Origin of the sequence: Saccharicrinis carchari, assembly GCF_900182605.1 — a bacterium.
GTDB lineage: Bacteria > Bacteroidota > Bacteroidia > Bacteroidales > Marinilabiliaceae > Saccharicrinis > Saccharicrinis carchari.
In genome coordinates, this window is sequence record NZ_FXTB01000008.1 from 152,738 (window position 1) to 167,752 (window position 15,015).

Below are 15,015 nucleotides of genomic sequence, written 5' to 3' on the forward strand. Positions count from 1 at the left end.
CAACCTCCCTATAAAATAAGACATATTACCTACTGCTTGCTGAAAAATGAAATGAATACTGAAAAATGAATTACCTTTCTGTAGAGAATCTGACCCATCATTGGGGCGACATACAATTATTCGACAACTTAACTTTTGGGGTATCGGAGGGACAAAAAATTGGCCTGATTGCCCGTAACGGAACCGGAAAAACTACCTTACTGAATATCCTTGCCGGTGTGCTGCCTAACGAAAGCGGACAGGTTACCTACCGCAAGGGTGTTTCGGTGGGATACCTGCAGCAGCTCCCTGTTTTAAATAATGACCATACCGTTATGGAAGAAATCTTCGCCTCGGACAATCCGCAGGTAATAGCCATAAAAGCCTACGAAAAAGCACTGAGTGAAGAAAACCACGATGAATTGGGCATACTAATTGAGGAGCTGGACAAGCTAAATGCCTGGGATTACGAATCACAGGTTAAACTTATCCTGTCGCAGCTCAAAATAACCAACTTCAACCAGCAGATAGGCCAACTATCGGGCGGACAAAAAAAGAGGGTGGCCCTGGCCAACCTGCTTATCAACGAGCCGCAATTTTTAATACTGGACGAGCCCACCAACCACCTGGACCTGGAAATGATAGAGTGGTTAGAAGCCTATCTGGAACGATCCAGATGTACCCTGATGATGGTAACCCACGATCGCTACTTTTTAGATCGTGTATGCAACGAGATCATGGAACTGGCCGATCAAACAATTTATAACTACAAGGGGAACTATCAAAATTTTCTGGAAAAACGAGAAGAACGCATACAAACCCAAAACGCACAAGTAGATAAAGCCAAAAACCTGCTTAAGAAAGAACAGGAATGGATGAATCGTATGCCACAGGCACGTGCTACCAAAGCCAAATATCGTATCGATGCCTTTTACGATTTAAAGAAAAAAGCCGACAGCGGCACGACTGAGCAGCATTTAGAGCTAAATATTCAATCGGCGCGTTTGGGTAAAAAAATTATTGAATGCCACCATGTAAACAAAGCTTTTGGCAATTTAAAAATACTAAATGATTTTAGCTACAAATTTGCCCAAGGCGAAAAAGTAGGGATTATCGGTAAAAACGGAACCGGAAAAACTACTTTCCTAAATATAATAACGGGTGCGTTAGAGCCTGACAGTGGCCATCTGGAAAAAGGCGAAACGGTAGTAGTAGGACACTACCGTCAGAGCGGTATGGATATAGATCCTACAAAAAGAGTGCTGGATGTTATTTCGGATATATCGGAGCACATAACATTGGGTTCGGGCAATACCATGAGCCCGGCACAATTTCTGCGTTATTTTCTGTTCCCCAACGAGATGCACCATGTGCTGGTTGAAAAAATTAGTGGCGGGGAAAAAAAACGGCTGTACCTAATGACTGTACTAATGAAAAACCCTAACTTTTTAATTCTGGATGAGCCAACCAACGATTTAGATATATTTACTTTAAGTCTGTTGGAAGAATATCTTTTGAGTTTTAAGGGTTGCGTTATCATCGTATCGCACGACCGATATTTTATGGACAGAATAGTAGATCATCTTTTTGTATTTAAAGGAGAAGGGAAAATAAAAGACTTTCCGGGTAACTACTCTGCTTACCACGAATATAAATTAGGGCAGGAAAAAGAGCAAAAAAAATTAGAAAAAGTCCAAAAGGAACCCGTGAAACCTTTTCCTGTAAAAGAAAAAGTGCGCAAACTTACTTTTAAGGAGAAAAAGGAAATGGAAAAGCTGGAAAAAGAAATAGAACAACTAAATACTGAAAAAGAAACGCTGGAAAACGAGTTGAACTCAGGAAACTTAAATGCCGAGGCCCTTATCGAAAAAGCTAAACGCCTGAGCACCATCATTAAGTTGGTGGACGAAAATGAAATGCGCTGGCTAGAACTAAGCGAGATAGAAGGGTAAGGGATAATACGTCGGGATATTGTTGAGGTCGTATTAGGGAAGATAGGTGATATGCGATTGGCGATATGCAATTTACTAAATATGATTTGCAGCTTGGCCTACCCCAAACCCCTAAAGGGGCTTCGATTTACAGCTTTGCAATGTCATTTAAAAGAATATGAATTCTCATATTTGAAGAGTGTCCAAGTCCCCTTTAGGGGATTTAGGGGTAAAACGGAAGAATTTACGGCTTGGGTATCTGGGAGAAATAATATTTAAATAGATATAGTCAACAATTTACCTACCTCTAAAACTTATCAATTATTACTAAACCAGCTTCATCACTTTCAAAATAACAGCAGGAAAACAGAAAATTAACTATTTTTTACCCAAAAAATTTCCTTACAATTTTTTTTATACTACATTTGCATGCATTAAACAAGATATAATGACCCACATTACTTTTTTTTATAGCTTTTATTTTTACTTTTTTGGATTCTGCAATCAAAAAGAGGTGGGTAAATAGTATATAAATTTTAACAAAAAATTTAAAGTCCCGCCTTACACAGGTGGGACTTTTTTTGTTTTAAGTATGGACTTAGAATCACGGACTGATATTATAATTACATTATGAAACAAACTAAAAAGGCAGCAATACAAGGCGGAGGTGGTTCCAACCACGAAATTGCAGCCAAAGCCTACTTTAACACCGAGGATATAGAAATGGTGGAATGCAACACTTTTGAAGAGATTTTTTCGACCTTAAAGAAAGACAGTTCCGTGTACGGCATTATTGCCATCGAAAACACTTTAGTGGGTAGCATCCTGCAAAACTATACCCTGCTTAAAGATTCAGGCCTGGTAATTATTGGGGAGTACAAACTGCGGATTAAACATCAATTATTGGCTTTACCCGGTCAATCCATCGAGGACATTACCGAGGTTCACTCCCACCCCATGGCGCTGGCTCAATGTGCCGAGTTCTTTAAACAATATCCACACATTAAAATGATATCGCGCGACGATACTGCCTTGAGCGGTAAATGGATCCGCGACAACCAACTGAAAGGCATGGCCGCCATAGCCCCCCAGCTGGCTGCCGAAAAATATGACCTGGAAATAATTGCCAAAGACATTGAGACCAACAAACGTAATTTCACACGTTTTTTAATCATCTCCGACAAGGGAAAAATTGAAGTAGAAGAACTATTGGTTGCTAATAAAGTGAACAAATCATCCTTGGTTTTTTCTCTTCCGCACTCCGAGGGTAGTTTGTCAAAAGTTTTATCGGTACTGGCCTTCTACAACATCAACCTCTCAAAAATACAATCCCTGCCCATTGTTGGCCACGAATGGGAGTATATGTTTTATATCGATTTGGTATTCGACGATTACAACCGCTATCTGCAATCCCTGGATGCCATACGCCCCTTAACCAAAAACCTGAAGAATCTGGGCGAATATCACGTTTGTAAAAGATCCTTTGATACGGTGAGCAACGACAACAGGTCACTTTCTGAACAAAAAACATTTTAATCATGCAAATTCATCCGGCCAATCGCATTAGCGAAGTAAAAGAATACTATTTCTCGAAAAAACTGAGGGAAATAGATCAGATGCGCCAACAGGGTATCGACATTATCAACCTGGGCATTGGGAACCCCGACAGACCTCCACATCCGGAAGTATTAAAAGAACTCTACAATTCTTCATCGGAGCTTGGAAACCATGGTTATCAGAGCTACATCGGTGTACCCGAACTACGCAACGCTTTTGCCCAATGGTACAAAGCGCACTTTAAGGTTACATTAAATCCTGCCAGTGAAATTTTGCCATTAATAGGATCCAAAGAAGGTATTATGCATATTTCGATGGCTTTTTTAAATCCGGGCGATGAGGTTTTAGTTCCCAACCCGGGCTATCCCACCTATGCCTCGGTATCGAATTTGGTAGAGGCTAAAATGATTAGCTACGATTTGGAAGAAGAGCAGGACTGGCAGCCCGACTTTGACAAGCTGGAAGCTATGGATTTGAGTAAGGTGAAGCTGATGTGGGTAAATTACCCCAACATGCCCACAGGAGCCAATGCCACGCCGGAACTCTTGGAGAAACTGGTGCGCTTTGGCAAAAAACACAACATCCTTATTTGTAATGATAACCCCTATAGTTTTATATTAAACGATAATCCACTAAGCATTTTTCGCGTTGAGGGAGCCAAAGAAACCTGCATCGAGTTAAACTCCCTAAGCAAATCGCACAATATGGCGGGCTGGCGTGTAGGCATGGTAGCCGCAGCACCCGAACTTATCCAGTACATAATCCGCGTAAAAAGCAACGTAGACAGTGGTATGTTTAAACCCTTACAATTAGCCGCCGCTAAAGCATTGAGTTTAGATAAAGACTGGTACACAGAGGTGAACCGGGCATATAAGGAACGCCGAGAGCTGGCCTGGAAAATAATGGATATGTTGGGATGCAGCTACAGTAAAAACCAATCGGGTATGTTTATCTGGGCAAAAATACCCGACAGTGCTGAGTCGCCCGAACAACTTACAGATGCAGTATTGAAAAATGCACGCGTTTTTATTACACCGGGCAGCATATTCGGCAAAGGGGGCAATCGGCATATTCGCATCTCGCTTTGCTCCACTACAGCGGTACTAAACGAATCCATACAAAGAATAAGCAATAGCTAGATACTGTTTTTTTGTACCAATACACAATTAAACACTTTTTAATCCGCACAAATAAAAACATATATAACGATGACAAAGAATGCTAAAATGATACAATTAGACCTTGAGAAAATCAGCCTTCCGGGATTAGACCTGGAACGCCCCTGGATGATTGCCGGCCCGTGCAGCGCCGAAACAGAAGAGCAGGTTTTAGAAACTGCCACCCAATTGTCCGAAGCGGGATATAAAATATTTAGAGCCGGTATTTGGAAACCCCGTACACGTCCGGGTGCTTTTGAAGGTGTAGGTACCTTAGGCCTACCCTGGCTAAAAAGAGTAAAAGAAGAAACCGGTATGTTTGTGGGTACCGAAGTGGCCAATGCAAACCATGTTTTTGAAGCGATCAAAGCGGGTATCGACATTCTTTGGATTGGTGCCAGAACCACGGCTAATCCGTTTGCTGTTCAGGAAATTGCCGATGCACTTAAGGGTGTTGACCTTCCTGTTTTGGTAAAAAACCCGGTTAATCCAGATTTAGAATTATGGATTGGCGCACTGGAAAGAGTTAACCAGGCAGGTATCAAAAAGCTGGCAGCCATTCACCGCGGTTTCTCCACCTACGACAAAAGCAAGTATCGTAACCATCCGCAATGGCAAATTCCTATCGAGCTCAAACGACGTATTCCTAATTTGCCCATCATCTGCGACCCTTCGCACATAGGTGGTAAGAGCGAATTGATTTACGAAATTTCACAAGAAGCCATGGATCTTAATTTCGATGGTTTGTTGGTAGAGTCGCACCGCTGCCCCGCAAAAGCATGGAGTGATGCCAGCCAACAGGTAACCCCCACCGAGCTTAAGGAAATTACCGATAAAATAGTGCTTCGTGCCCCTCAAATTGGACAAAAACCCAGGGTTACGCTGGATCAACTACGCCGTGAAATAGATAAGCTGGACGATTCCGTTCTGGAGGTGCTTCAGAAAAGAATGGAGATATCCGAAGCCATCGGTATCTATAAAAAAGAAAACAATATCACCATTTTACAAACCCGACGCTACGATGAAATTATGAACGACCGGAAGGAGCGTGGTGCAAAACTTGGTTTGTCGGAGGAGTTCCTGACTGCCCTGTTTGAAGACATACACCAGGAATCCGTAGCCCGCCAGAATAAGATAATGAATAAATAGCAATTATCAAGATGTGAGCATCAGGTAGTAAGATTATAAAAAGCTGGTACTTTCTTTATCTTGATACCTGATGCTATTTACTTTGTACTTTGTACTTGATACTCTGTATTTAATTCTTGTTACCATAAATAAACTATGAAAATATGCATACTGGGTGCCGGTAAAATGGGCACATGGCTAACCGATGCGCTCTGCCTGAGCCATGATGTTGCTATTTACGATCCAAATTTTGAAAAACTGAAATATATTTTCAATACGCAAAGATTAACCCAGCTGGAAGAAATAAGACAGTTTGAGCCGGAGCTATTGATTAATGCCGTTACGCTAAAATATACCATTGCTGCGTTTGAAGAGGTGATGCCTTATCTGCCCAAAAGTTGTATCATTTCGGATATCTCGTCGGTAAAAACGGGCTTTCAGGAGTATTACGACAAAACCGGTATGCGCTATGTTTCTACCCATCCAATGTTTGGCCCTACTTTTGGTAACCTAAAGGCATTGCGCGAGCACCATGCCATTATCATTTCTCAGGGCGACCATTTAGGCAAGGCTTTTTTTAAAGACTTTTTTGGTAACCTGGGACTTAACATCCATGAGTACACCTTTATTCAACATGACGAAACCATTGCCTATTCTTTGTCCGTTCCTTTTTCATCCACGCTTGTTTTTGCGGCCTGTATGAAAAAGCAGGATGCTCCCGGAACTACTTTCCATAAACACCTGGATATTGCCAAAGGACTGCTTAGTGAAGACGATTATCTGTTATCCGAAATTTTATTTAATCCCTTTACCGCCGGACAAGTAGAGAAGATAAGGCTGAAGCTGAAAGACTTGTTGAATATTATCGAAAATAAGGATTCGGATAAGATGAAAACATTTTTGGCCGAGGTGAGAGGAAATATTCAGGAATAAAGAATATGATGACCAATTGGACTAAACAGCTCACCCTTTTAGGAATGCGAGAATAGCATAAAGGGAAATATGGAAGGTATAAAACGCCTGGCGTAAAAAAGTATATAAAATAAAAAACTCAGCGTTTGAAAGCACTGCCGGTTAATTAACCGGCAGCTGTCTATAATTAATAGCATTTTTATTGCAAGCTTTTAATTTTTCACAATCTTAACTCGCTTAATAACAAGCGAGTTAACTCACAAAACAATGACTGCGAATAAGGAGCATGCGAATCTTACACCCTATGTTGTGCCGCCCCAAATTTAAATACATGTATTTGTCCTACTCAAAAAAGAACTTGGACTTACCATCTATAGGTTTTAAATCATTTAACCAAATCGCATCAGGATTATATTTAGCAAAAAATGGTTGCCCTACCCAATTAGGGTTTCTTCCTTGAGTAAACATCAAGTTAAAAATCTTTTCATTGTTGATTTCGTTGACACCCAATACCTGAACTTTGCCGGGATTAGCCGACATAATTGGCCCTCTTACTGTTCTTGCCAGACCACTCACCTTACTATAAGCTTCTCGGTATACCTTCCAGGCATCCTCTAAGGTAACCGCAAAATATTTTTGCGCACCGGTATCGCGTGCCACAAACATATAATAAGGAATACAACCCAGATTCACTTGTCGTTTCCACATTTCTGCCCATTCATCCGCACTATTATTTATATGATTCATTATTGGGGATTGCGTTCGAATAACTGCCCCTGTGTTCCGTATTCGCTTTATGGCTGTTTCAAGCACTTTGGTTTTTAATTCGTTTGAATGATTAAAATGAGCCATAAAGGCAAGCTGAACACCACTATTTACCACCTTTTCAAATAGCCTGAGCAAATCATCGCTATCCTTATCACTTACAAACCTATAAGGCCAATAGCTTAATGCTTTTGTACCAATTCTAATAGTTTGCAAGTTGGGTAAATCTGCATTTAAAAGGGGATCAATATATTCTTGAAGTTTTTTTGCAGACATCACCAAAGGATCGCCGCCAGTAAAAAGAACGTCCGTTACTTCGGGATGTTGTTGTAAGTACTCCACCAGCAAACTGGTTTCTTGAGCAGCAAATTTTAAATCATCTATCCCAACAAACTGTGGCCACCTGAAACAAAAAGTACAATACGCATGGCATGTTTGACTACTCCTGGGAAAAAACAGGATTGTTTCATTGTACTGGTGCTGCATCCCTGATAACTTGACCTCACCTAAAACAGGAATGTTTTCCATCTGTCCGGAAGAGTTTGGATTTAAATCATACCTTATATTATCAACTATTGATTTAAGCTCCGGTGCCGATAAATTATTTTTTAATGCTTTTTCTATTTCTTGAAAATGCTTGTGTGAAAGCATTTCTTTTTGTGGAAATGTTAAATGGTAAATAGGGTCATTGGATAAATTACCCCAATCTATCAACTCATTTACAACATAATTATTAGCTTTAAAAGGAAGTACGTTTCCAACGACTCGAATCGCCTCAATTTCGGCTGGTGATAATGACGATTGAACTTGTGAAAGTGTTAAATAGTTTTTAAGTGTATACGCTTGATATCTCATTTTTTAATGACCTCAAAATATTAATTTAGATTTAACCTAAGTGCTTCAAAAATTATCTGAATATTGTTGCATTTAACCTAAGGCATTGTAGTATAATTACACCTTCTTCTGTTAACCTCACCTATAGATAATCCCGTCCCACTTTTCAAATATAGAAAATAAACTTAAATGTTCTAATCCTCATCTACAAGCACCCCAACTTTTTATTTATTTTCAATGATACGCTCCATAAGCTACCCGGATGACAATTTAGCTGACCGGCCGGTTGAGGAAACCCTGAAGGATCAGGTTGTGTTTGAGAGTACCTTCAACAAAACCGCTCCCGCCCAAGGGAATGTGGATGACTAATATATGGGGTTCCATCGGATCATTAAAAAACAAAAAATAGACCGATGATAGCGGAATTAGGTAATTTAAATTTTAGACTCATCCTGAGAACAGGATAAACATTTTGAACCAAACAATACGCAAACATGAAAAGATTTTAAAGGATACATTTTCCTAAACTCCCAAAGTGCATTACACCAACAAAAGTACAACCTTAAGCACTTCGTTTGGAATACTCCGCCGTTCTATTTTATCTGCTTGGGAGCGCTCTATGGGTTTATCCCCGGGTTTGCTTATCGGGAAGTAATAGGACTAACTATCGGATAATGGACGGATGCCCAAGCCACAATTTAAAACAAGCTGTTAAATTAATCCTTTCTGATCCAATGTTTTTTTCAGTTGATGATGGCTATCCCAAAAACGATCTTCAATTTTCTGCACAACCTGCTTAAACTCCGGATGATTTCTAAGCCCGTTATAAACCGGATCCATTTCCAAGAATAATATGATCCAGTACTGATAATTGCTTTGTGTTGCAAATTTTTTGAGCTGTTCTATAGCCATCTCATTTTTTCCTTCGTAAGCGTACTTCACTGCTGTGCTGGCACTTTTGTATATCGACTGGTCCTTTTCGCAATATTTGGTATAGTCAGTAATAAAATCAGAAGCCTTTTCATCAAAACCCATCTTCTTGTAAACCATGGCAATTTTAGCATCTTCCTGAGGATATATATTCAAACCATATTCTTCTCTGGCATTTACAAACTTTTCATAATAATAAAAGGCACTATCATATTTTTCCTGATAATAATAAAATTTTGCCACTTCCTGTAAAATATCTAAACGGGTGGTATCCTTGTGCAATTCCTTTATCAATAGCTTTTTAGTGTGCTCTAAATCGCCATCTCTGGCATACATGATAAATACTTTTAAGTAAGGCGAGTAATTATTTTCAGGATTGTAGCTAAGCGACTTGTTGATATAGGTCATTGACTCATTTACAAAGCCGTTTTGGATGAGTGCGTTACTAAGGTGCAGGTAAATGAAGCTTTGGGTGCTGGAGTCATTGGCTGCAATATCGAGCTGAATACCTTTTAAAGCATATTCCAGGTATTTTCCGGTATTAGGAACAACGCGCGCATATATATCGCCAAGCATTTGCACCACCGCCGATGAGTTAGGGTTGTACTCCAGGGCCTTTTCGAGGTGTGGCAAGGCCAATTTATACTCCTCAATTTGCAAGTAATAAAGTGCCTTGGCCATGAGACTTTCAGCCGATTTGGAATCGTAAAGCAATGCCTTGTCTGCAAAGCTGTTAATTTGTTCGGTATAGTTTTTTTGTTTCTGGTACATATCCAGAAAAAAATAGGCTATGGCAACATTCGAATAAGCCAGGGCAAACTGCTTATCATTTTCTATCGCCTTTTCAAATAAAGGAATCGCCTTTTCCAAACCTTCCTTGGTTTCCTCATTCATATGCTCAAGTGCCCGGAGATAATAATCGTAAGCTACTAAATTTTCAGTAGGTATTTTTTCAATTTGTTTTAATTCGGCAGGTGTTACTATTGCTTTAATGGCATCCGCAATTTTCCGGGCCACTTCATTCTGCAAGTCAAATACATCCACCACTTTTTGATTATATTGCTTAACCCAAATGGGCTTATCCGTTGAAGCTTCAACCAATTGGATATTGAGTAACACCTGATTTCCAACACGCTGACCACTGCCCTCCACCAGATAATTTACATTCAGCTCTTCGGCTATCTCCGGAATGCTCTTGTTGGAATGCCTGTACTTCTCTACCGAAGTTCTGCTAACCACCCGTAAATCTTCTATTTTCTGAAGATTATTTAAGGTAGATTCCATCAGCCCATTCACAAAATACAGGTTTGAAGAATCACTGCTTTCATTTTTGAAGGGCAATACCGCTATCGATTTTTCAATTTCTACTGCGATAGCTGTATGTTTTTTACTAAAAATTAAGATGGATATAATCAGTAGTATCAGAAATACAAGCGCAGTAAGTTGTACTTGGTACTTCTTAAAAAAATGAGTTTGTCCACTTTCTTTTTCTTCGTCCAAGGTTCCCTTTCCGAGCTCTCCGGGTGGGTGACCATAATACTCGCGGAAACATTTTATAAAATAGGAGGTACTCCCAAAGCCAACTTGAAAAGAAATCTCAGAAACATTTAAAGAAGTCTGTTTGAGCAACTGCATACTCTTTTTTAAACGTACCTGCCGTATAAATTGGCTTGCCGAGAGCTGGGTGTTCTTTTTTATTTTCCGAAGCAAGTTAGAACGGCTCATATTCATAATTTCGGCCAGTTCAGAAACGCCGAACTGTTCGTTAGAAAGGTTCTCCAGAATAATGGATTCTAACTGATCTGTAAAATCTTTTTCGCTATTTGCTGTGTTTGACATACGGTTTTTTCCTACCCTCCAAAATTAGTTAAATTTATGCACATACATCCAATAGGTGTATCTATACATTGGTGGAATAAGTCCATTTTGCACCATAATTTACATCCCTGCATCATAATTTTTATCGTTTTTTCAAACTTAATATTTTTTGCCGCATAGCTGTTGCATACTGCCTTGTGTTTCGCCCCACCTTTGTATCAACAGAAATTTAAAAATTAAATCTTAAAAATTACAATCATGAAAACATTAAAAATTAATTCAAAGCAAAACTTGTTCATTCTTTCATTCCTTATCCTTTTATTCGCCAATGCTTGTACACATACGGGCAATAAGTCAAAATCCGCGGCAAGCACCCATACCGAAACAACTGTTGCTACACCAAAAACGGATATCTATACGGCCGTATTATCCGACCTTATTGATGTGGTTAAACAGCACATTGCAGCACAAACGGACATTAACGAAAAGGAAGCCATGAGTGGTTCTACCCCTTTGATTACCGCAGCCACATTTGGAAAAAAAGAAATAGCCAAAGTGTTGATAGATGCCGGTGCTGATTTATCTATCCAAAACAATGATGGAGCTACAGCTTTGCATACGGCCGCTTTCTTTTGTCATGTAGAAATTGTACAGATGCTTATTGATGCCAAAGCAGATAAAACAATTAAAAACAACTTTGGTGCAACACCCAGAGAATCTGTAATGGGCCCTTTTGCCGAGATAAAACCGGTATATGTAATGCTCCAACAACAATTGGCGCCGATGGGGCTGCAAATTGATTTGAATGAAATAGAAAAGACGCGCCCTGTTATTGCCATGATGCTGCAGTAAAGAACCAACCACGGATCTATTACATTTTATACTTTAGAAGTACCCCGGTATAAATCCCGGGGTACCAGTTAAGGAAGTTTTAAATAAAACAACTTTCTACTCGCTATAAAACTGATATAATTCAATCATGTTTTTAAAAGCACAATATGATACCTCCCATAAGTTATCTCACCATATACATAGTCCAATAAAATTATTCAAAATGAAAACAGAAAGAAGACACGATATCGATTGGCTACGCGTAATAGCCATTGGCTTATTATTGATTTATCATATAGCCATCATTTTTCAACCGTGGGCCATGTTTATTGGCTTTATAAGAAGTGAAGAAAGCATAGACAATCTATGGAAACCAATGACTATGCTAAACGTATGGCGGATTCCATTCTTATTTTACGTTTCGGGCATGGGCTTATATTTTTCCATGAAAAAACGAAACCTCTGGCAATTGCTTTTCGAACGCACAAAGCGAATCCTCTTACCTTTGATCTTCGGGATTGTGGCCATTGCCCCTCTCCACATTATTATCTTTCAGAAATACTATAACCTGCCCTTAAGCTATTACCCTCATGCGGGTCATTTATGGTTTCTTGGAAATATTTTTATATATGTACTGTTGCTGTCTCCACTTTTCCTTTATTTTATGAAAAAACAAGAAGGAAAATTCAGGAAAGGACTTTCCACCTTTATGAGCAATCCATTAGGCCCCTTGGCCATATCCATCGTATTTGTATTGGAAGTAATTATTGTTAAACCACAGATATTTACAATGTACGCGGAAACACTACATGGTTTTTTCCTTGGCTTGCTGGCCTTCTTTCTTGGCTTTATTGTTGTTTACAGTGGAAAAAAGTTTTGGCAAACGGTTTCGAAATGGAAATGGCTGTATATAGGCTTAGCTACTGTATTATTTATCCTTCGATTACTCGTATTCGAAACAAATTCCCCGGGCTATCTGATAGTCATTGAATCAAATTGTTGGATATTTGGTGTTTTCGGCTTCGGTTACCGATACCTAAACAAGCCTAGTGCTGCGCTAAGCTACTTAAGTCAAGCCGCTTATCCGGTATATATTATTCATATGTTTGCCCTGTATGCCGGCGCTATAGTCATCTTGCCGCTGAAGATATCTCCTATTATGAAATTCGTGCTTATAACAACCTTCACCTTTACCGTTTGTTATATAATTTATGATCTTATCATTAAAAGGATTGGTTTCTTAAGACCTTTGTTTGGATTGAAATGGAAATTTAATAAAGTAGCGCCCCGGCAAATAAGTATTCAAAAAACAAAATAAATAAAATCATGACAGTTTTAGTAGTAGGTGCAAGTGGTGCAACAGGAAGACATTTAGTTGAACAACTTCTTATTAAAAAGCATAAAGTTAAAGCAATTGTACGAGCTCCGGAAAAGTTGCCGGAACTATGGCGAAATAATGACCACCTTCAAATCATCACTGCAAGCATCTCTGCCGTAAGCGAAAAGAAATTGAGCGAATACAGTAGGGATTGCCAGGCCGTTGTATCGTGTCTTGGTCATAATTTAAGCTGGAAAGGTATCTATGGGCAGCCCAGGAAATTGGTTACGGATGCTACGCGCAGACTATGTGATGCCATAAAGGTGAATAAACCAGAGCAAGCCGTACGATTTATTTTGATGAATACTACAGGTAACCGCAATCGCGACTTAAATGAACCGATATCCTTTGCACAAAAATGTGTTATTGCTCTTCTTCGTTTACTTTTACCGCCACATGTAGATAACGAAAAAGCAGCAGATTATTTACGAATTAAAATCGGACAGCACAATAAATATATCGAATGGACTGCCGTTAGACCAGATGGACTAAGCAACGACAATGAAGTTAGCGATTACGAAATACACCCCTCACCTATTAGAAGCGCCATTTTTAATGCCGGTAAAACAAGCCGCATTAATGTAGGGCACTTTATGGCTACTTTAATTAGTGATAATAATTTGTGGCAGAAGTGGAAAGGGAAAATGCCTGTAATCTACAATAAACCGTCTTAATAAAACATGACGCTATGATCAAAAGAAAAATAAAACTACCTGCCCCGTCCTTACGGAGGATACTCAGAATAGCATTTATTATTGCAAGCATTGGCTCCTTATACTTCGTGCCATGGATATTAGTTAAGGCCTGGATATTGCCATTACCCGATACCATTCAAGAACAGCTGGATGAAGCAATTGGCCATGGTTTTGATGGAATGATAGTTTATGTGGATCAAGCAGGTAAAGCACCGGAGTTTTATGCCGCCGGTTGGCACGACCGTAAAAACCATATACCAGCTTACCCGCAGGCCTTATTCAAGATTGCCAGCATTACCAAGCTATATGTGGCTGTGGCTACGGTAAAATTAGTTAAAGCAGGAGATTTATCCCTGGATAAAACACTCGCCGAATACTTTCCGGAACTTGCCGGAAGAATTGAAAATTCAGATGAAATAACCCTGAAAATGATGTTGCAACATCGCAGTGGCATCCCCAATTTTGTTGATCATCCTGACTATTGGAGCAAACCACCAAAAAACAAACAGGAAACACTGGATTACGCACTGGACTTACCGGGTGATTTTGAACCGGGTGAAGGCTATGGCTATTCAAATACAAATTACATGCTGATCTCGGACCTCATTGATAAAACCCTGGGATATCCCCATCAACAATATATCAAGGCCGAAATCCTGAAACCGCTAGGGCTAAAAAACACTTATGGTTCGCTTCATGAAGTAAATATAGATGATGTAATGAGCGGCTATTACGTTGGCATAGAAGACGATATGAAGACTGAATTTACCGGCTTAATGATAGCTACAGCGGAGGATGTGGGCATATTCCTGCGCGCATTAAATGATGGTACAGTATTTAATAAGGGTGAACAGGAGATCTACTCCTCTGTTTACGTGTACGAACATACAGGCCTGCTCGTTGGCTACCAGAGTATTGCAAAATACCACAAAGACATAGATGCAGTTGTTGTTCAATTTAACAATACAACTAACTTTAATGGATATGACTGGAATTTAGCAGAAATTGTATATAATCGTATTGTAAAGATAGTGAAAAGAAAAAAATGAAAGCCTGAGCATAAACAAGGGCGATAAAACAAGGGCGATAAAACATCGAAA

The 15,015-nt window shown here is 39.5% G+C and carries 12 protein-coding genes; 10 read left to right on the forward strand and 2 right to left on the reverse strand.

Going from position 1 to position 15,015, the window contains the following annotated elements; genetic code table 11:
* Window positions 1–65 precede the first annotated feature (65 nt).
* The 5 genes from FN809_RS14085 (at window position 66) to FN809_RS14105 (ending at window position 6,685) form a co-directional block, all read left to right on the forward strand.
* Complete coding sequence (locus FN809_RS14085; RefSeq protein WP_142534167.1) at window positions 66–1,931, forward strand: ABC-F family ATP-binding cassette domain-containing protein; 1,866 nt, start codon at window positions 66–68, stop codon at window positions 1,929–1,931.
* 609 nt (window positions 1,932–2,540) lie between these two features.
* The gene (locus tag FN809_RS14090) at window positions 2,541–3,446 is read left to right on the forward strand and encodes a prephenate dehydratase (RefSeq protein WP_142534168.1); all 906 of its coding nucleotides are present in this window, start codon (window positions 2,541–2,543) and stop codon (window positions 3,444–3,446) included.
* Window positions 3,447–3,448: 2 nt separating this feature from the next.
* Window positions 3,449–4,606, forward strand: coding sequence for a pyridoxal phosphate-dependent aminotransferase (locus FN809_RS14095; RefSeq protein ID WP_142534169.1), 1,158 nt, complete (start codon window positions 3,449–3,451; stop codon window positions 4,604–4,606).
* A gap of 69 nt (window positions 4,607–4,675) precedes the next feature.
* Complete coding sequence (locus FN809_RS14100; RefSeq protein ID WP_246095609.1) at window positions 4,676–5,773, forward strand: bifunctional 3-deoxy-7-phosphoheptulonate synthase/chorismate mutase type II; 1,098 nt, start codon at window positions 4,676–4,678, stop codon at window positions 5,771–5,773.
* 135 nt (window positions 5,774–5,908) lie between these two features.
* On the forward strand, window positions 5,909–6,685 hold the full coding sequence (locus tag FN809_RS14105; RefSeq protein WP_142534170.1) for a prephenate dehydrogenase/arogenate dehydrogenase family protein: 777 nt from the start codon (window positions 5,909–5,911) through the stop codon (window positions 6,683–6,685).
* A 321-nt stretch (window positions 6,686–7,006) separates the two neighbouring features.
* Here FN809_RS14105 and FN809_RS14110 read toward each other — a convergent pair whose 3' ends face one another.
* Window positions 7,007–8,284 carry a KamA family radical SAM protein gene (locus tag FN809_RS14110; protein ID WP_142534171.1) on the reverse strand — a complete coding sequence of 426 codons (1,278 nt, stop codon included), beginning with the start codon at window positions 8,282–8,284 and terminating at the stop codon, window positions 7,007–7,009.
* Window positions 8,285–8,500: 216 nt separating this feature from the next.
* On the opposite strand from FN809_RS14110, the gene FN809_RS18095 reads away from it, so the two are divergent.
* Entirely contained in the window at window positions 8,501–8,632 is a 132-nt protein-coding gene (locus FN809_RS18095; RefSeq protein ID WP_262709429.1) for a hypothetical protein, read from the forward strand.
* A gap of 342 nt (window positions 8,633–8,974) precedes the next feature.
* On the opposite strand, the gene FN809_RS14115 is transcribed toward FN809_RS18095, so the two are convergent.
* The gene (locus FN809_RS14115) at window positions 8,975–11,032 is read right to left on the reverse strand and encodes a helix-turn-helix domain-containing protein (protein WP_142534172.1); all 2,058 of its coding nucleotides are present in this window, start codon (window positions 11,030–11,032) and stop codon (window positions 8,975–8,977) included.
* A gap of 237 nt (window positions 11,033–11,269) precedes the next feature.
* On the opposite strand from FN809_RS14115, the gene FN809_RS14120 reads away from it, so the two are divergent.
* The 4 genes from FN809_RS14120 to FN809_RS14135 all read left to right on the forward strand — a co-directional run bounded on the left by FN809_RS14120 (window position 11,270) and on the right by FN809_RS14135 (window position 14,964).
* Window positions 11,270–11,863, forward strand: a complete 594-nt coding sequence (locus FN809_RS14120; RefSeq protein ID WP_142534173.1) for an ankyrin repeat domain-containing protein — start codon at window positions 11,270–11,272, stop codon at window positions 11,861–11,863.
* 202 nt (window positions 11,864–12,065) lie between these two features.
* Window positions 12,066–13,160, forward strand: a complete 1,095-nt coding sequence (locus FN809_RS14125; protein ID WP_142534174.1) for an acyltransferase family protein — start codon at window positions 12,066–12,068, stop codon at window positions 13,158–13,160.
* A gap of 8 nt (window positions 13,161–13,168) precedes the next feature.
* Window positions 13,169–13,894 carry an NAD(P)-dependent oxidoreductase gene (locus FN809_RS14130; RefSeq protein WP_142534175.1) on the forward strand — a complete coding sequence of 242 codons (726 nt, stop codon included), beginning with the start codon at window positions 13,169–13,171 and terminating at the stop codon, window positions 13,892–13,894.
* Window positions 13,895–13,908: 14 nt separating this feature from the next.
* The gene (locus FN809_RS14135; protein ID WP_142534176.1) at window positions 13,909–14,964 is read left to right on the forward strand and encodes a serine hydrolase domain-containing protein; all 1,056 of its coding nucleotides are present in this window, start codon (window positions 13,909–13,911) and stop codon (window positions 14,962–14,964) included.
* The last annotated feature ends 51 nt before the right edge of the window (window positions 14,965–15,015 follow it).